Origin of the sequence: Endozoicomonas sp. NE40 (genome assembly GCF_040549045.1) — a bacterium.
GTDB classification, from domain to species: Bacteria; Pseudomonadota; Gammaproteobacteria; order Pseudomonadales; family Endozoicomonadaceae; genus Endozoicomonas_A; species Endozoicomonas_A lisbonensis.
In genome coordinates this window covers 2605603-2624649 of sequence record NZ_JBEWTB010000002.1, presented here as the reverse complement: position 1 = coordinate 2624649, position 19047 = coordinate 2605603, and the positions used below count along the sequence as shown (strand labels likewise).

Annotated in this window: 15 protein-coding genes; 9 read left to right on the top strand and 6 right to left on the bottom strand. The window is 50.4% G+C overall.

Annotated elements, in window-relative coordinates; translation table 11 throughout:
* Window positions 1–140: 140 nt before the first annotated feature.
* Both V5J35_RS12930 and V5J35_RS12925 read left to right on the top strand, forming a co-directional pair.
* Complete coding sequence (locus V5J35_RS12930) at window positions 141–365, top strand: VF530 family protein (protein ID WP_354007530.1); 225 nt, start codon at window positions 141–143, stop codon at window positions 363–365.
* Window positions 366–519: 154 nt separating this feature from the next.
* The gene (locus V5J35_RS12925; protein ID WP_354007529.1) at window positions 520–1878 is read left to right on the top strand and encodes an OprD family outer membrane porin; all 1359 of its coding nucleotides are present in this window, start codon (window positions 520–522) and stop codon (window positions 1876–1878) included.
* A gap of 32 nt (window positions 1879–1910) precedes the next feature.
* On the opposite strand, the gene V5J35_RS12920 is transcribed toward V5J35_RS12925, so the two are convergent.
* Together V5J35_RS12920 and ushA are read right to left on the bottom strand one after the other, a co-directional pair.
* Window positions 1911–2549 (bottom strand): hypothetical protein, encoded by a 639-nt coding sequence (locus V5J35_RS12920; RefSeq protein ID WP_354007528.1) that lies wholly within the window; start codon window positions 2547–2549, stop codon window positions 1911–1913.
* A gap of 89 nt (window positions 2550–2638) precedes the next feature.
* Entirely contained in the window at window positions 2639–4285 is a 1647-nt protein-coding gene (gene ushA / locus V5J35_RS12915) for a bifunctional UDP-sugar hydrolase/5'-nucleotidase UshA (protein WP_354007527.1), read from the bottom strand.
* 227 nt (window positions 4286–4512) lie between these two features.
* Between ushA and V5J35_RS12910 the strand changes: the two genes are divergently transcribed.
* Entirely contained in the window at window positions 4513–6087 is a 1575-nt protein-coding gene (locus V5J35_RS12910; RefSeq protein ID WP_354007526.1) for a 5'-nucleotidase C-terminal domain-containing protein, read from the top strand.
* A gap of 28 nt (window positions 6088–6115) precedes the next feature.
* On the opposite strand, the gene deoD is transcribed toward V5J35_RS12910, so the two are convergent.
* Window positions 6116–6820, bottom strand: a complete 705-nt coding sequence (gene deoD, locus V5J35_RS12905) for a purine-nucleoside phosphorylase (RefSeq protein ID WP_354007525.1) — start codon at window positions 6818–6820, stop codon at window positions 6116–6118.
* Window positions 6821–6838: 18 nt separating this feature from the next.
* Window positions 6839–8056 carry a phosphopentomutase gene (locus V5J35_RS12900; protein WP_354007524.1) on the bottom strand — a complete coding sequence of 406 codons (1218 nt, stop codon included), beginning with the start codon at window positions 8054–8056 and terminating at the stop codon, window positions 6839–6841.
* A gap of 259 nt (window positions 8057–8315) precedes the next feature.
* Between V5J35_RS12900 and V5J35_RS12895 the strand changes: the two genes are divergently transcribed.
* On the top strand, window positions 8316–9671 hold the full coding sequence (locus V5J35_RS12895; protein WP_354016400.1) for an NCS2 family permease: 1356 nt from the start codon (window positions 8316–8318) through the stop codon (window positions 9669–9671).
* A gap of 38 nt (window positions 9672–9709) precedes the next feature.
* On the opposite strand, the gene V5J35_RS12890 is transcribed toward V5J35_RS12895, so the two are convergent.
* On the bottom strand, window positions 9710–10141 hold the full coding sequence (locus tag V5J35_RS12890) for a group III truncated hemoglobin (RefSeq protein WP_354007523.1): 432 nt from the start codon (window positions 10139–10141) through the stop codon (window positions 9710–9712).
* A 255-nt stretch (window positions 10142–10396) separates the two neighbouring features.
* Between V5J35_RS12890 and V5J35_RS12885 the strand changes: the two genes are divergently transcribed.
* From V5J35_RS12885 to V5J35_RS12875, 3 genes are read left to right on the top strand one after another with little or no spacing between them, the layout of a single operon-like run.
* Window positions 10397–12685 carry a nitric-oxide reductase large subunit gene (locus tag V5J35_RS12885; RefSeq protein WP_354007522.1) on the top strand — a complete coding sequence of 763 codons (2289 nt, stop codon included), beginning with the start codon at window positions 10397–10399 and terminating at the stop codon, window positions 12683–12685.
* 14 nt (window positions 12686–12699) lie between these two features.
* Window positions 12700–13122 carry a hypothetical protein gene (locus tag V5J35_RS12880; protein WP_354007521.1) on the top strand — a complete coding sequence of 141 codons (423 nt, stop codon included), beginning with the start codon at window positions 12700–12702 and terminating at the stop codon, window positions 13120–13122.
* Window positions 13123–13142: 20 nt separating this feature from the next.
* Window positions 13143–13415 carry a TehB-like domain-containing protein gene (locus V5J35_RS12875; protein WP_354007520.1) on the top strand — a complete coding sequence of 91 codons (273 nt, stop codon included), beginning with the start codon at window positions 13143–13145 and terminating at the stop codon, window positions 13413–13415.
* On the opposite strand, the gene norR is transcribed toward V5J35_RS12875, so the two are convergent.
* Complete coding sequence (norR, locus tag V5J35_RS12870; RefSeq protein WP_354007519.1) at window positions 13416–14960, bottom strand: nitric oxide reductase transcriptional regulator NorR; 1545 nt, start codon at window positions 14958–14960, stop codon at window positions 13416–13418.
* A gap of 405 nt (window positions 14961–15365) precedes the next feature.
* Between norR and V5J35_RS12865 the strand changes: the two genes are divergently transcribed.
* Both V5J35_RS12865 and ade read left to right on the top strand, forming a co-directional pair.
* On the top strand, window positions 15366–17144 hold the full coding sequence (locus V5J35_RS12865; RefSeq protein WP_354007518.1) for an adenine deaminase: 1779 nt from the start codon (window positions 15366–15368) through the stop codon (window positions 17142–17144).
* A gap of 66 nt (window positions 17145–17210) precedes the next feature.
* Window positions 17211–18944 carry an adenine deaminase gene (gene ade / locus V5J35_RS12860; RefSeq protein WP_354007517.1) on the top strand — a complete coding sequence of 578 codons (1734 nt, stop codon included), beginning with the start codon at window positions 17211–17213 and terminating at the stop codon, window positions 18942–18944.
* Window positions 18945–19047: the final 103 nt, after the last annotated feature.

Sequence of the window (19047 nt, the reverse complement as noted above, 5' to 3'; positions counted from 1 at the left end):
ATTCAAAAAATGCTCTCGCCTTGAGAGCATTTTTTTTGCCTGTTAGAAACAAGATGGCAGCGAATCAGCAGAATATTAATCCGTGATCAGAATATGCATTAAACTCCTGTTGATATTTCATAAAGCAGGACTGACCCGATATGCAGTTGCAACAACCTAACAACCCCCTCCACGGAATTACCCTGGAAAAAATAGTCACGGACCTTCAGTCACATTTTGGCTGGAAAAACCTCGGGCAATTGATCAACATCGGGTGCTTTACCCATGAGCCTTCTGTTAAATCCAGCCTGAAGTTCCTTCGCCGAACCCCATGGGCGCGGGAAAAGGTTGAGAAGCTTTATATAGAAACGTTTGCGGAAAATTAATCGCTCAATAGCTTTTCATTTCCTCAGGGAGGAGGGCATATAACAACGAGCCACTATACTGAGTTGTCAACGTTTGTCACACAACAGGTAGCTCGTTGTGCCTGCTCTAAAGCCTGCTCTCTTCCCCCTGCCCTCATGCCTGATAGCCTCATGTATGATAGCTTCCGGCAGTTGTCTGGCCGTCACCGGTACGCCGTTTATAGACGACGGAGCAATAGACGGCAAAATTCGTACGGTGTACTACGACGTAGAAAACACTTACAGCAAAGACCAGGGGGTCAAACCCTACCGGGCAGGTGCCTGGACCGGAGGTTTGCACCTGAATGTACGCTCAGGTTACCTCGGTGACCTGTTCGCTGTTGGTGGCTCATTCTATGGCGCGGCGAAGCTCCATTACGACAAAGACCGGTTCAAAGATTCCTACCAGCTGTTAAAAACCGGTAAAAACGGCAAGCAGGAAGGGTTTTCCAAACTGGGCCAGGCCTGGTTTGAACTGAAATGTGAACAGGAAGGCAACCCGTTCTCCGGCAGGCTGAAAGTGGGTCGCCAGTCGCTATACACAGGGCTGGTTTCAAGCTCTGGTTCACGTACCGTTCCCAGTACCTGGGAAGGGGTTAACCTGAACACCCGGTTGTATGAAACACAGTTCAAGTTTGCCTGGGTGAATAAAATATCCCTGCGAAACGAGGACAAATTCAACAGGATCGAAAACTTCAACGGAAGAAGAATTGATTATATCCTGGCTGCCGAGCTGGCCCATACCTCTGACCTGACCAACCAGCAGAGTCTGGAGCTGAAATACCGCAACGCTTTTTCCAAAAGCTTCCTGCAGGCACATAATGCCGAAATCAACTGGAAAACCCCGTTATCCGAAACCATGAATCTCCGGTTAGGAGGAATAGTGTTCCACACCAGGAAAGACGGCAACCTGTGGTCAGGCGAAGTATTTGGTAAAAAATCATTTGACGACAAAGCGACAGCAGGCAACCTGAATGCCACCCTGACCGTTGGCAGCTGGAGTTTTGATGCCGCAGTCAGCACATTTAAGGCTGAGTCAAAAACCCACAAGTTCCGGGCAGACAACGGCGCATTGTATGCTGCGCCAGCCGTGTATTATTACGACCTCGGCAAAAATACACACGGTATCTGGGGAATGCCGACCAGCCCTTTTGCTGAAGATATGCTGTACGATGGCGAAACCGTCTGGATGGCAGGCGTCAGCTATGACTTTTCCTCTCTTGGAGCCAAAGGCTTACACCTGGGCTATGGCTATTTCTATGGTTCTGGCATGGACGTAATTGTTTCTGACAAAAAAAGCAGCAAAAAGGTGGGAGTCTCTGAGAACGAACACGATATATGGGTCAAATACATTTTCCCGCAGAAGGTGCTGAAAGGTCTGGAGTTCAAGCTAGAATACGGCATCTATCGAAATGACAGGGAGCTGATGAAAGCGATCAACAAAGAGGAAAATGATCTGCGGGTCTGGCTGGATTACAATTTTGTGATTTTTTAGCCTGAACCATGGGTTGACCCTAAAAAAGTACCCTACATTTCAGGCCTGGTCATATCCAGGGTACCCAAAAATCGCCACTCAGGATTTTTATTCAGGTACTTTACCAGATCCCTTGATATAGACTTCCTTGCATCTAAAGCCATGTATTTTACAACTTCTGCTCCGGAAGCCGCTTGGTACAAGGCAATGGGAAGGTAAGTACAAACCTCTCCCGAAAATAAACTGGTATTATCCGGATGAATTTCACGTGGTAGTGTCGTCAAACACTGTGTACAGAGGTAATTAGCATAGGCCATAGAATGGGTACCAAAATAAGAGCGCCCCGCAAATGCAGTCGCCATTGATAAAATACTGAACGCCCCGTGACTGGTGAGCCGATTTTTTTTAGTGCTATAGACTACGCGGGGGCAGTTGCTAATCCAGTAGTTGCCTATCAAAGCAGCCTTTGCAGCCAGCAACAGGTCGCTTACGCGATAAGCTGACCAAAAAGGCGCCGGAGAAGAAGAAAGGGGTCTTTTGCAAAACCCCGCTGGATTCGCAATATCAAATATCAGGGGTTTCAGCCTCACAACCTGCTGGGCAACAACTGCCGCATGACATACAAAAGTGCTTTCAAGATTGGCATTTGCCACATGCTGGAAAATAAGATCTCCTTTTTCCAGGTCTGCCATATAGATACCCATAAGCTCTACTTTACCCCGATTATGGTTGCAAACCTTGAATAGCAGCGATCTTCGCTTAAGATCGATTTTCTGCAGACTCACTTCCTGACGATGTCCCCCGTCTGCGGCTCAAAATTAACCCGCTTCAACGGTGAATGTTTCTGAATGTATTCCTTCAGCACCACTGCATCGGTATAGCCGGTATTGATAAATGTCGGATTGTTATCAATTTCAGGCCATTTATCGCCGCCACCGGCTGAGAATTCATTGATCGCCAGTCGATAGGTTTTGTCTTTCTGAACAGGCTTCCCATTGATCTCAAGTCGGGTCAGATTATCGCCACCCGCGATAGTCAAACGAACGTTGTCGCTGAAATGAGCGAAGCCGCCATTGCCTGGTTCAATACTGGCAATGTCTTCTACAAAGTGTTTCAGCTCTGTGCCATTCATCTCCAGGAAACAAACCATATTGCCAAATGGCTGAACACTCAGAACATCCTTTTCAGTAATGTTGCCAGCAGGCAGGCCGGTCCGGATGCCTCCGCCGTTTACAACGCCCAGGTCTGCTTTTGTTTTCTCCATTTGCGCCCTGGCAATTAACACCCCAATAGCAGCAGGGCGGCTACGAACAAGTTCACGCTCTCCGGGCATAGATTTATCCAGTTCGCCAACGTTTCGCAGCAGCATTTTTGACGCTTTATCCTGATAAACCTTCAGCACTCTCAACACATCAGGGTCTTCCGGAATCTCCGGCTCAATGCTAACCCACTCACTTTTGCCGTCCACCAGAACCTGCCTTTTCAGGTTCACAGGAATCAACCGGTAGTTGACCATTTTCAATACACCACTACGGTTTCCTTTACCGTCAAAGTTATCAACGTAGTAGTACACGAAATCAGCTCGCCCTACATACTTGCCCCATTCCCATGCCTGCAGGATATACGTGCTGTTCTTGATATCCGGCTTTTCCATTTTGTTCTGAGAGTGTCCGCCCACAATAATATCTATACCATTGACGTCTTTTGCCAGAGTCACATCACCGGGCGCATTGGAGCCATATTGTGCATTGAGGTAATGACCAATATGCGTGAGGGCAATGACAACATCCGCTTTTTCGTCCCTTTTCAGCTTAGGCACCCACTCTTTTGCCGCACTCACGGCATTGGTGAAATAGATATCTTTCACATTGTCCTGCATCACCAGAGCTTCGGTGTCTTCAGTGGTCAGCCCCAGGATAGCGACCCGAACCCCTTTAAGGTTTCTCATGATGTAGGGTCTGAACAGAAGGTTATCGTCGTTTTTATAGAAAATGTTGGCAGCCAGAAAAGGGAAGTCAGCCCAGCGTTCCTGTTCCAGTAACACATCCAGAGGGTTATCAAACTCATGGTTGCCCAGCGCCATGGCGTCGTAGCCGATCATATTCATACCAATAAAATCTGGCTTAGCCTGCTGAATATCAGACTCTGGCACACCGGTATTCACATCGCCCGCAGACAGCACCAGCACCTTTCCGCCTTCGTTTTCAACGTCCCTGCGAATGCGGTCAATCAGGGTTTTGCGGGCTGCCATTCCCATTTCACCGTGACGGTTTCTCCAGAACTTCCCATGATTGTCGTTGGTATGGACAACAGTAAATTTTACAGACTTCAGCTTTTCTGATGTAGGGACAGGTTGGTCGTTCGCACAACCGATAAGTAATAATGCAATACCCATCAGAAATAGAGACACAAGGCGCTGTCTGAGCATGGTTCATACTCCTGTGTTGAAGACCGGCGGATAATACCCCCCGACATCCTGATACTGAACAAAAAGCGACACTGCTTTTATAAGTCTTTGTTATTGATAAATTTATTATTCATATCGAAAGTTCTTTACACAGACTTTTCGTAGCACCCTCCTTTCCCCGACACTCTCTTTGGAACGGCAGTGATATATTCCACCCTGCACTAAAACCAACGCGATAAAGACAATCCATGTCCATACTTCGTCGATTTTCTCTGATCACAGCCTTGCTTTCCCTGTCAGCCATGCTGGCTGGATGCTCTCCGGCTGCAGAAAACAGTCGCCATGACGAAGGCAAAAACCATAAACTGACCGTCCTGCATACAAACGACAACAGTGGTCAGTTCTGGCGTAATGACAAGGGTGAGTGGGGCATGGCTGCCCGAAAAACGCTCATAGACTCCATTCGTGAAGAGGTCGAAAGCGAAGGCGGGCATGTTCTTCTGCTGTCCGGCGGCAACATCAACAAAGGTGTACCGGAATCCGACCTGCAAAGCGGCATTCCTGATATTCTGGGTATGAATCTGCTTGGCTACGATGCCATGGCCATTGGCAGCCACGAGTTCGATATCCCGCCCAATATCCTCAAAATGCAGCAGGAGCTGTCCAGCTTTCCCATGCTGGCTGCCAATATCTTTGACTCGGAAACCGGGCAGCCAGGATTTGACTCATTTAAAACCTTTAACTTCGACGGGCTCTCTGTCGCCATCGTAGGCATTACAACGCCAGACACCCTGAGAACCGGGCATCCGGAAAATACCAAAGGCATTGATTTTATTGATCCGATCAGGGCAGGCAGTGTCGCCTCTAACATTCTTCGTGACGAAGTCGATGTGCTGATTGCCCTTGCCCATCTTGGGCATTTTGAAACCAACAGCGGAAGTCTCAACTCGCCAGGCGATATTGCCTTTGCAGATAAAGTAAAAGGCTATGACCTGATTGTTGGTGGGCATTCACAAAGCGTCCTTTTTGAACCCATCCGACAGAACGGTACCTGGATTGTTCAGGCTGGCAGCCGCGGGCAATATGTTGGCAGGGCTGATTTTGAACTGAACAATGGCGAACTGTCGCTGACTGGCTATCAGCTGATTCCGGTCAATCATGAAGGTGACGAAAAAATCTGGCCTGAAGCTCCGGAAATGCTGGAGCTGTTAGCCCCTTACAAACTTGACGGTGAACTTCGTCTGCAGCAGACGATTGGTATTTCAGATAAACGTCTGAAAGGTGAAGCTGACGAAGTTCGGGAAGATTATACGAACCTCGGCAACCTTATCGCCTGCGCCCAGCAGGAAATGGCAAGAGCCGATTTTGCCGTGGTCAATGCAGGCAGCATTAAGGCAAGCCTGCCGGAAGGTAATATTACTTATCAGGATATTCTTTCTGTACAGCCAGACAACAATATGATCGGGCTGGTTGAGATGAAAGGCTTTGAAGTAGAGAACTACCTTCGAAAGATTTTCCTGATTCCTAAAGGCCAGAGTGGCTTTGCGCAATTTGCCGGCGTTACCTTCAGCCTGACAGAAGAAGAAGGACTGAAGATCAGGATTCACAATACCGACCTCAGAGAAAAAGCCAATTACCGCATGGCCATTAATACGGCACTGGCAGCCGGTGAAGACGGTTATCCCAAGCTGATTGACCATCCGGGTTTTATCAACCTGAAGCGAACCGATGCGGATGCATTATGGTCATATATTGAACAAAATACGCCTATTCAGGCTGCCAGCTATGATATTGACCCGGTGATCAATCAAATGGCTCGCTGAGCCCGATGTTGCATCGGGCTCAGGCTGATTACAGCAGCACAGAGTCCAGTGCAATTTCAATCATTTCATTAAACGACAGCTGACGATCTTCCGGAGACAGGGCTTCGCCACGGCGAATATGGTCACTGGTTGTGCAAATCGCCAGACCTTTGGCACCGTATTCAGCGCATACACCATAAAGACCCGCTGCTTCCATCTCTACCCCCAGAATGCCGTGTCGCTCCATGATATCGAACATATCTTTCTCGGGACTGTAGAACAGGTCAGCAGAGTACAGGTTGCCTACCTTCACCGGCAGATTTTTGTCACGGGCGGTACTGACAGCGTTCTCCAGCAGGCCATAGTCGGCAATAGCCGCAAAGTCATGGTCGTTGAAACGCATGCGGTTAACTTTTGAATCGGTGCAGGCACCCATACCAATAACAATGTCACGCAGCCTGACATCCTGAGAAATCGCGCCACAGGAACCCACACGAATCAGCTTGTTCACACCGTACTCGGTAATCAGTTCCTTGTAATAGATGGATGCGGAAGGGATGCCCATACCGGACCCCATCACAGACACCTTGCGACCTTTATATTCACCGGTATAACCCAGCATGTTACGAACTTCGTTAACCAGCTCAGAGCCTTCGAGGAAGGTTTCAGCAATGTATTTTGCGCGCAGAGGGTCACCAGGCATCAGACAAACGTCAGCAAAGGCACCTGGTTTAGCGTGAATATGAGGAGTCACTCTTTTTACCTCTTTAACTCATTTTAAAAAACTGGTGCCGTATTCCATCGGCTCCAGTCCAAAATAACTGGCAAGGCTTTGCCCGATATCCGCAAAAGTCTCGCGGCGTCCCAGAGAGCCCGGCTTGATCTTACGGCCAAACACCAGCACAGGAATGTGTTCACGGGTATGGTCAGTGCCGACCCAGGTTGGGTCACAACCGTGGTCCGCCGTGATAATTAACAGGTCATCGTCTTCCATCTCTTTCAGCAGGCGGGGCAGCATGGCATCCAGCTGTTCAAGTGCGCCAGCATAGCCGGCTACGTCACGACGATGGCCAAACGACGAATCGAAATCAACAAAATTAGTGAAGATCAGGGACTGATCACCAGCCGACTCAAACGCCTGCATGGTGGTTTCAAACAGTCCGGCAATTCCGTTGGCTTTCAACTTTTTAGTGATGCCCTGATGGGCAAAAATATCGGCAATTTTGCCCACACTGACCACTTCACCACCTGTTTCGGCCAGTTTATCGAGCAGGGTAGGTGAAGGAGGCAGTACGGAATAATCACGACGATTACCGGTGCGCTGGAAATCACCGGCATCATCACCGATAAAGGGACGGGCAATCACCCGCCCGATATTGTAAGGCTCCAGAATCTCCCTGACCAGTTCACAGAGTTTATAGAGGCGCTCAAGCCCGAACGTTTCTTCATGGCAGGCAATCTGGAACACACTGTCGGCCGATGTGTAGAAAATCGGCTTGCCGGTTTGCATGTGTTCTTCACCCAGCTGCTCCAGAATCACGGTACCCGACGAGTGACAGTTACCCAGATAACCGGGGATGTCTGCCTTTGCCATAATTTCCTTGAGCAGTTTCGCAGGAAAACTGTTTTTCAGATCCTTGAAGTATCCCCATTCATATAACACCGGAACCCCCATCATCTCCCAGTGACCACTGGGGGTGTCCTTGCCGCTGGACAGCTCTTTCGCATGCCCGTAAGCCCCGACAATGTCGACATCGGTGTTCATACCGGCAGGAAATTCACCTGCCGATTCCTGAGCTGCATGCACCAGCCCCAGACTGGCTAGTACAGGTAGCTGTAAAGGTCCCTGACGACCAATATCAGCCTTGCCTTCAGCGCAGGCTTTGGCGATATGCCCGATGGTGTTAGACCCCTTGTCTCCGAATTTACCAGCATCCTCTGTGGCGCCTACACCAAAAGAATCCATGACCAGAACGATAGCTCGTTTCATCTGCGACACCTGAAGCATCTGTGTTCATAATGGTTCATTATTACCCAGATTAGTGCTGTTCGTCGCAGTAATTCGTGATCAAAAAATAATCTATATTCCTCATTTCAACCTTTTTCACAACCGACCAAGCAAACACCGATTCATCATCAGTACTTTCCGTGACTGATACACTTTTAAGGTGAAAAATATTTGAACGACAATATAATGTTTTTGATCGAACTAAGTTCGTACATTTTTTGATCAGCCATCCGAGTTTGTTATGACCACTTCTGCTATTCGGGAAACCCGTCATCTCTCCCAGTCGTCTTGCCCACAGCCAGAGAAAACCGGATGGATTGAACGCTTCTTCGACCTGTCAGCAAAAGGCACCAGCATAAAACAGGAAAGCATGGCAGGCGTGACCACTTTCCTCACCATGGCTTATATTATTTTTGTAAACCCTCAAATCCTGTCCGCTGCCGGTATGGATGCTCAGGCGGTGTTCGTCACCACCTGTCTGATTGCCGCCATTGGCAGTATCGCCATGGGTGTCTTTGCCAACCTGCCAATTGCCATGGCACCGGCGATGGGCCTGAACAGCTACTTTGCTTTCTTTCTGGTGGGCAGCATGGGGCTGGCCTGGCAAACCGGCATGGCGGTTATCTTCTGGGGTTCGTTGCTGTTTGCTATAGCTGCTCCATTCCGCGCCTACATTATCACCAGCATCCCGACCAGTCTGCGCGTCGGCATTGCAACAGGTTGCGGCCTGTTTATTGCCCTGATTGGCCTGCATAACGCCCACATTATTGTGGGTCACCCTGCCACAATGGTCACCATCGGCAACCCCCGCTCTGCCGAATTTGTACTGGGTTGTCTGGGTTTCCTGATGATGGTGGGTCTGGTACACCGGGGTTTTAAGGCGGCAGTTGTCGTTTCTATCGCCTCCATCACCCTGATTGGCCTGGCCATTGGTGATGTGCAGTACACCGGAATCGCTTCTATGCCTCCAAGCATTGCACCGGTTGTCGGACAGCTGGATTACATGGGCGCTCTGGATATGAGTCTGTTTGGTGTGATTCTGTCGGTGATGCTGGTCAGCCTGTTTGAATCGGCCGGTACTTTTATCGCAGTCACCGATAAAGCGGGTCTGACCGACTCTACCGGCAACTACCCGAATGCCACCAAATCCCTGTACATCGACAGCCTGGGTTCTGCCGGTGGAGCCTTCATGGGTACATCGTCCATCTGCCCTTACATTGAAAGTGCGACAGGTGTTGTTGATGGTGGTCGTTCCGGTTTGATGGCCGTTGTCGTTGGTATCCTGTTCCTGCTAGCTATTTTCTTCTCGCCACTGGCAGGCATGATTCCAGCTTATGCGACAGCAGGCGCCCTGATCTATGTGGGTCTGCTGATGACCGCTGACCTGACCAAAGTGAACTGGGATGACTTTACTGAATCAGTACCGGCCTTTGCCGCTACCATCATGATTCCTTTCAGCTTCACCCTGACAGAAGGTATCGCAACAGGCTTTATCGCTTACACGTTTATGAAAATCGTGTCTGGTCGTTATAAAGAAATATCTCCGGTCTGCGCCCTGCTGACCGTTGTATTCCTGCTCCGCTACGCTTTCCTGTAAGCCGTTCGGCAAACTCCCCGGAGTATCGCTTCGGGGAGTTATCCACCAGGCTCTTTTATCTGCAACCCTCCCTGTTTCCGTATCTGTCTCTGAAGGTTATGAGCAATCCCTCTTGCCCAGTCCTTTGCCTTCTCTGCGGTTTCCCCCTGAAAATGACTGTCCATGGTCGCATCAAAATTCATCAGCCAGCGATCCATCATCTCCTGCCGAAAGGCGATTTCCTTAAACAGCTTCAAATGAGGCTCAAGGGCGTTGCGCCGGTAACGATCTGTTTTCAGCAGCAGTGACTCCCAGAAAGTCACCATGATGGGCAGGTGAGCGTCCCAGTCAACCTGAGCAACGTCATTAAAAATGGGGCCAAGGATACTGTCCTTTCTGACCGCAGCATAAAATTCATGCACCAGCAGCCGCACATCTTCTTTTTTACACAGATCATTCATCGCAGGCTCCTCTTTTTTTGTATTGAGCATACATAACCTGTGCCACATTGGCTGAGCGCAACATTTCCTGCTGATGTCGGCCAGATCCCCGGCTTTCCATTCATAGTGGTTTGTCGTGTAGTCATTCTGACCAGAGATGCGGGTCAGAATGACTCTGTTACTGATACCACTCCCTGCTTTTTTTCAGCTCCTGTCAGAATCCCTCCTGAATTATCGCCTTTTAGAAACTGGCACGCTTTCTGCCTTTGCCTCCGAAAACGACAAAACACGACCTGGAGAGCAAAGATGTCCAAGAACAATAAAGACAGCAATAAAACCGCCTGGTGGATACTGGGGCTGATGTTTGTGGCTTCATTTTTTGTGCTGCTGATGATGGGGCAGGAAATATACCGGCACGCTCCCCCGATTCCTGCACAGGTCGTGGATGAGTCAGGTGCCGTGCTGTTCACCGGTGAAGACATTCGCAACGGTCAGCAGGTCTGGCGCTCAATTGGCGGTCATGAAACCGGCTCAATCTGGGGACATGGCAGTTACGTGGCGCCAGACTGGAATGCCGACTGGCTGCACCGGGAAGCAGAAATGTTGCTGGACGCTATGGCCCTGAAGGTACATAACCAGCCCTGGCAACAACTGCCAGCCCCACAGCAGGCTGCGATCAGGGAACAGGCAAAACAGGCAATCAGAACCAATACCTTTGATCCGGAAGATGGCTCGATCCAGCTCAACGGGCAGAGGGCTGAAATTGTCAGACACCTGTCGCAATACTATCAACGGTTATTCAGTGATGATCCGGCATTTCACGCTCTCAGGGAACAATACGCCATCCGCGACAACCCCATTCCCACACTTCAGCACCGGCAATGGCTGAGTGCTTTCCTGTTCTGGACCACCTGGGCGACATCCACCAACCGTCCGGGCAAAGACTTTACCTACACCAGCAACTGGCCCCATGAACCCCTGATTGATAACCAGCCTCCCGGCTCGCTTCTGTTCTGGTCTGTCGTCAGCATTATCATGCTCATTGCCGGCATCGGCGCACTGGCCTGGTACCATGCAGCCACTGCCCGCCACACACCAGCCCCGGAGCTGCCTGACCGGGACCCTCTAAGGGAAATAGCCGCAACGCCATCAATGCTGGCAACCCGTAAATTTTTCTGGACGGCTGTTGCGCTGTTTCTGTTGCAGGTGGTCATGGGGGCCATTACCGCCCATTACGCCGTAGAAGGGCATGAATTTTACGGCATTAATATCAGCGAAATTATTCCTTACGCTCTTACCCGCACCTGGCATACTCAGCTCGGCGTATTCTGGATAGCCACCATCTGGCTCGGGACCGGATTGTATTTTGCCCCGTTGCTGTCCGGCTTTGAGCCAGAATGGCAAAAGACCGGTGTCAATTGTCTCTATGTTGCGCTGGTCATCGTGGTCGCCGGTTCCATGACCGGAGAGTGGCTGGGGATTCAGCAGTACTTTAACCTGAATGACAACTTCTGGTTTGGTCACCAGGGCATGGAGTTTGTAGACCTTGGCAAATTCTGGCAGCTGTTACTGTTTTCCGGCCTGCTGATCTGGCTGCTGCTGGTCAGCCGCGCCATACTTCCGGCACTGAAAGCCCGCAAGGCAGACAGGCATGTGTTATGGGTGTTCTTCCTGTCCGCCATCGCCATAGGTCTGTTTTATGGTGCGGGGCTGTTTATGGGACAGCGCACCCATCTGGCAATAGCAGAATACTGGCGGTGGTGGGTTGTCCACCTTTGGGTGGAAGCATTTTTTGAAGTGTTCGCAACGGCGGTTATTGCCATACTGTTTGTCCGGCTTGGGCTGGTCAGGGCTAAAACCGCTGGCAGTGCTGTTCTTTTCGCCACCATCATCTTTCTGGCAGGCGGCATCATAGGTACGCTGCATCACCTTTACTTCGGCGGAGTTCCCACGTCAGTGATTGCCTGGGGAGCCTGCTTCTCTGCGCTGGAAGTCGTTCCCCTGAGCCTGATCGGGTTTGAAGCCTATGAGAATTATCGCTTGCGCAAAGTCACTGGCTGGATGAAAGACTATCAGTGGCCGGTTTTATTTTTCGTCGCGACCGCCTTCTGGAACCTGGTGGGTGCCGGGGTGTTTGGATTTTTAATAAATCCACCTGTCTCCCTCTATTACATACAGGGATTGAATACGACACCTCTCCACGGTCATACGGCACTGTTTGGTGTTTATGGAATGTTAGGCATTGGCCTGTTAACTCTCTGCATGAAAGGTCTGTCTGATAATCGGGTATGGGACAACCGTCTTTTAAAATGGGCTTTCTGGAGTTTCAACCTCGGGCTGGCCGCCATGGCACTGACAACACTATTGCCGGTGGGTGTTTTACAGGCCATAGCCAGCATTGATCATGGCTACTGGTATGCCCGCTCACCGGAATTTATCCACCAGCCCATTATCCATACTCTGGTCTGGTTACGTATGATAGGAGATATCATTTTTTCAGCAGGCGTACTGGCGCTGGCTCTGTTTCTGATCAAACTCGCTTTGCCTGAAAAGGCGGCGGTTCAGAAGTCGGCGGACGTTCTGCAACAACCCTGACAACGGTAGTACTTATGCTAAAGCCGCTGGCACTTTTTCTGGTACTGATCTGGAGTGGCATGATCCTGGGCATCTCCTTTCTGGAAGCACCTGTTAAATTTCATGCCCCCAGCCTGACGCTGGCAACAGGAGTCGATGTGGGCCGGCATGTTTTTGGGGTCTTTGAAAAGGTGCAATGGGTATTTCTGGTGATTCTGGCTGGCATCTTGTTTGGGCTTCCCCTGACAAAGGCAATTCTTTGTGCAGCTGCCCTTATTGCACTCTGCCAGCTTGTTCAGACGCTCTGGTTGCTTCCCATTCTGAATAGCCGTGCAGAGCAGATTATTTCCGGGCAACCGGTGTTGCCGTCAAACAGCCACACAGGGTTTGCTATTACTGAGTTGCTCAAACTGTTTGCCCTGCTCTGGCTGGCCTGGATGGTTTACAAATCCCCCTGATACAAACAACAGGTGTCGTTATGAGAGTTCTTCCCGATTCTGTCACCCCTTATAAACGCACAGGGCTGTTCACATCCGACAATGTTCCTGATGCTTTTCTGAAACAGCACTCAACGGCGAAAGATAAATGGGGAGTGCTAACGGTGCAAAAAGGAAGCCTGATTTTCTGTGACGATGAAACACAGGAAAAAATTAAAGTCGCTGAACCTGACAGCATTGTGATTAAACCCAGTGCCAGACACCATCTGGAGTTAGAGGGTTACGCCGAATTTTATGTTGAGTTTTATGCCTGATCACTTCAGGCCAAGTCGTTTCGCCAAGCGGTTCAGGTTGGCGCGATCCATATTCAGGTATCTTGCAACTTCAGACCAGTTATTGTCTTTTTCATTTAGCAGACGCGTAATCATCTGCTTTTGATAAGTGTCCAGAGCGGATCGCAAATCACCGGACTCATTAACAACCTGTTCCGGACGGTTGATCCTTTCAGCCGGGCTATCAAGACCAAGATGTTCAGGCGTAATAATCACCAGTCTGTCAGTGTTCTGGTCATGGCAGGCTTTCAGTGCTGCCCGGTTAATGGCATGCTCCAGCTCCCGGACATTACCCGGCCATTGGTATGCCTGTAATAATTGTTTACTCGCCTCGTCCAGACGCAACACCGCCGAATGAAAGCGATGGGTATACAGCTCCATAAAAAAACCAGCCAACAACAGTATATCGCCCTCCCTGCTGCGTAAGGGGGGAACTTCCAGAGGATAGGCATTCAACCGATGATACAGGTCTGACCGGAAACGCCCTTCCCGAACCTCTGTCATCAGGTCACGATTCGTGGCGGCAATCACCCTGACATTCACCTTCAGCAACTGGTCCTTACCCACGGGCTGAACCTCTCCGGTCTGCAACACCCGAAGCAGTTTTGCCTGGGTATTCAGGGGCAGCTCACCGATCTCGTCCAGAAAAATGGTGCCATTGTCAGCCAGCCTGAACTTGCCCTGACGGTCTTTCACAGCCCCGGTAAAAGCTCCCCGTACATGACCAAACAGTTCGCTTTCAACAATATGTTCAGGCAGTGACGCGCAGTTAACCTGAATCATGGCAGAACCGTTGCGGTCAGATAAACGGTGAATCTTTCTGGCGACCAGTTCCTTGCCGGTACCGGTTTCTCCCTGTACCAGTACTGCCAACCCTGAGCCCGCCACCACCTCGATATCCTTATTTAAGGCTTTCATCGCCGGGCTTTCCCCGATCAGGTCTGAAGGGGCAGACGTTCGGCCGGATGATAAAAGACGCTGGTTCAACTCATGCTCGTAAGCCACATTTTCTTCAAGCTGATGAATCAGGGTCACCATTTTGATGGTCGCTGTCACAATCGCAACAGCCGTCCTGAAAGACTCCGGTTTCATCTGGCAAAATGCCCCGGTATTCAGGGCTTCAAGGCACAGGACGCCCCATATACGCCCATCGACCATAAGCCTTATCCCTATGCAGTTATGGATTTTTGTGCATTCGTTACCGGTCGCCATCAGCCCGTCAAAGGGGTCTGGCAGGGCGCTGTCTACTGAAAACTGGACAGGCAGAGGGCTCGCCAGTATTTCTGCAAAGCGGGGATGTCTGTCAATGGGAAAGCGGCGACTTCTGGCATCTGCTGACAGGCCCACCGAAGCCACGGGGTAGAGCAGGTTGGTATCGAGTTTCAGCAGACAGGTGGCATCGCAGGGAAACAGGCCGGACAACCCGGACAGCAATGTCTGGTAACGTTGCCCGGGGGTCATGTCTGATGTCAGGCTCTCAATGATATTGGCAAAGTCTGCCAGTGATCGACCACTCTTGTCTGCCACTTTGAATCCTTAAGGACTTTCCGAAATTTCGTATTTTTGAGGTGAAAATTTATCGAACGACCATATAATGATCTTGCACATAGCGTTCTATATAGTGTTCTGACATACACTTTCGTTTTTCGTTCGAGTTTGTGATGACTAATTCTGCTGTTCAGGCGACTCGCCACCTTACAGAATCATCCTGCCCCCAGCCTGAAAAGACCGGCTGGATCTGACACCTGTCATGCTCTCCGGGTAGCCAGCTTCATTCTGAAGCCTGTGACTGCCTTGCCCTGATATGTACTTCATCTGGCTCAAAGCCTTCTGAACCTGTACATGCTTTTGCGGCTATCTGCCGCCTTTTAATCTGTTTTTAAAGTCGTTGTCCTCCTTTGCAACGGACAACGCCTGTTGAGAGTTTGACCCATGATCAAAGAAAACCTGCGCGACATGATCGATGCCGGCATGGCAAAAATCCCTGCGGATATCGTGATCAAAAACGGCCAGCTGGTTAACGTAACCTCTTCTGAAATCTACCCTGCGGACGTAGCCATCTATCGCTCCCGTATTGTAGCAACTGGAGAGTGCGACGCTTACATCGGCGACAACACCCGGATCATCGACGCAGAAGGCAAGTTTCTGTGTCCGGGTCTGATCGACGGTCACCTGCACATTGAGTGCAGCAAGATGTCCATGACCAGCTTTGCCAAGGCAGTTGTACCCTGCGGTACCACCAGCATCGTGTCCGGTCTGGACCAGTATCTGGTGACCGCTGGCCTGGAAGGGGTGCGCGAGGTGCTGGACGAAATCAGCGAAGGTCCTCTGAAAGTGTTCTGGGGTCTGCCATTCACCACACCTTACACACTGCCAAAATCCACCGTTGGCTTTGACGTAACCCCAGAGGTTCATAAAGAAGTTCAGAAGTGGCCGGAAGTGTTTGGCGTATGGGAAACCGTTTCTGAATTTGTTGAAAACAAACACGACGGTGTGATGGGTGCTATTGAAACGGCGCAGGAAAACAACCTGCCAGTGTTCGGCTGCGCTCCTATGACAACCGGTGAACGACTGAACGGCATTCTGAGTGCTGGCGTACGTCTGGACCATGAAAGCTATGACCACAAGGAAGCCATGGAAAAAATCCGCAAGGGTATGTTCCTGCTGATTCGTGAGTCTTCCATCTCTCACTTCCTGAACGAGAATATGAAGGTTGTTACCCATATCAACCCACGTGTTGCTCGTCGTGTCAGCTTCTGTACTGACGATGTGATTCCTTCCGAGATTCTGGAAAACGGTCACATGGACAAGCTGATCCGCATGACCATAGCCGCTGGCGTTGACCCGATCACGGCTATCCAGATGGGTTCCCTGAACAGTGCGGAAGCTTATCGTATTGACCACCTGGTCGGTTCTATTTCTCCGGGAAAAATCGCAGATATCCTGTTCGTTGACGACCTGCGCGAATTCAGCATCGACAAGGTGATCGCTAAAGGCAAACTGGTGGTTGATGATGGCAAAATGGCGGTAGACCTGAAAGCGCCTGCGCGTTCCGAAACCCTGTCTTCCAGGCTGAAAATTCCTGCGATCACGGCTGAAGACATGAAAGTTCGCACCGATATCGATGCGGATCGTGTGAAGGTTCTGTCCATGGAAGTGGATTACGACGTGCCGTTCGTCCGCAAACGTCGTGATGTTGAATTGAACGTTGAGAATGGCGTGGTTCTGCCAGACGTAGAAAACGACGTTCTTTATGCGACAGTTGTTGAGCGCTTTGGTAAAAACGGTAACAAGCCTGTTGCCTTTGTTTCCGGCTGGAAACTGAAAGGCGGCGCAATGGCCAGCTCCAAGGCACCAGACGACAACAATATTATGTGTATCGGTACCAACTCCGAAGACATGGCGCTGGCGATTAACTACATCGCTGAAAAAGGCGGCGGTCAGGTGATCGTGAAAGACGGTGAAATCCTGGATTTCATCCATCTGCCAATCTGCGGTATCACTTCTGATATTGAGCCAGAAGCCATGGCTGAAGCAGAACGCAAAATGAAAGAGGTAGCCCGCGAGCTGGGTTGTGACCTGCCTGATCCGGTATTTTACATGTGCTGTCTGCAGATCACTGCCATTCCTGATTACGCAATGACTGATCTGGGTGCAGTGGACTTCCACACTCAGGATACATTCAACCCGGTTCTGGGTGCGGCTGAGTAACTCTTTGATCACGTCGATGGTTATCCATCGACGTTTTCTTTTTCAGATTCTGGCAAAACACACATTATGAAACAGCTTATCGACATGGCCGCCGGCCGTACTCCGGTAGATACCCTGATCATCAACTGTAAGGTCGTTGACGTCTTTAACCAGACCCTTGTTGACGGGCCTCTGGCTCTGGGCAATGGCAAGGTAATTGGTTTTGGTGAGTACGAAGCCAGAGAGGTGATTGACGCTGAAGGTGGCGTGGTTATCCCCGGCCTGATCGATAGCCATGTTCATATTGAGTCGTCTTCCATTACGCCACCACAGTTTTCCCGTGTAGTGCTGCCTCACGGCACCACCACCATCATTGCTGATCCTCACGAAATCGCCAACGTCTGCGGACTGGACGGCATCCGTTTTATGCTGGATTCCTCTAAAGATCTGCCTCTGAACGTTAAAGTGATGCTGCCATCCTGCGTACCGGCAACGCCGTTTGAAGAAGCCGGTGCCAGACTGCTGGCTGATGATCTGGCCGAGCTGATCAACCATCCTAACGTTCTGGGTGTCGGTGAAGTCATGGACTTCCCGAGTGTGATTAATGGCGATGACGATATGCTGGCGAAAGTAAAGCTGGCTCTGGATAACGGGTTTGTTGCTGACGGACACAGCCCGGGTCTGACGGGTCAGGCTCTGCAGGCTTATGCCATGTCCGGCATCAAGACCGACCACGAATGTTCAACGGTTGAAGCCATGGTCGAACGTATTCGCATGGGCATGTACGTCCAGATTCGTGAAGGCTCTGCCTGTAAGGATCTGGTGACTCTGGTACAGGGCGTGAACGCCAATAATGCCCGTCGCTGCCTGTTCTGCACCGATGACCGGGAGCCAAAGGATATCTTTGAAGACGGTCATGTAAACAAGAACCTGCGTGTGGCGGTTGAAGAAGGTCTGGACCCGGTCACTGCGGTCACCATCGGTTCCCTGAATGCAGCAGAATGCTATGGCCTGAAGTCCAAGGGAGCCATTGCTCCGGGCTACGATGCCGATATTGTTATTGTTAATGACCTGAAAGCCTTTGCTGCCAGACGCGTGTTCTGCGCAGGTCAGGAAGTGGCCCGCAACGGTGAAATGCTGGTCGATATTCAGGATTACACCAGTGACTCCGTTCTGAATACCGTCAACATTGCCCCGGTTTCTGAAAATCACTTCGACCTGCCACTGACGTCAGAAAAAGCCCGTGCCATCGGCGTTTGTCCCGGCGGTGTTCTGACTGACGCTGTAGAAGTTGAAGTGAAAGCCAATGAGGAAGGTCTGTTTGACGCCAGATTGAACACTTTCCAGAACAAGGGCCTGAATAAGCTGGCTGTTATTGAGCGCCATAAGGCTTCTGGCAATATGTCTGTAGCGATTCTGGCTAACTACGGTCTGAGGGGCGGCGCGATTGCTACCACTGTATCACATGATTCCCACAATATTGTGGTCGTGGGCGATAACGACGCGGATATGGTCACTGCCGTTAATCACGTTGAAACCATCGGCGGTGGTTTTGTACTGGTAAAAGATGGCAGGGTGATCGGTGACCTGCCTCTGCCGGTGGGTGGTCTGATGTCCGACAAGCCTGCCGAAGAAGTGGCTGCCCGCATGGGCGACCTGCTGGCAATGGCGAAGCATGAGTTTGGTATCAATGCTGATATTCAGCCGTTGATGACTCTGGTGTTTATGAGCCTGCCGGTGATTCCTACACTGAAATTGACGTCTAATGGTTTGTTTGATGTAACAACATTTCAATTTACGGAAACCTGCCTGACGGATTAAAAAACAGCAGTGTGAGTGGCTATAGCTCTCCGGATAGTCGCCACACTCACAGCCTTTTAGAGCAGGCTCCTCGGGCCACATTTATTTATGTAAATGCTGGAAC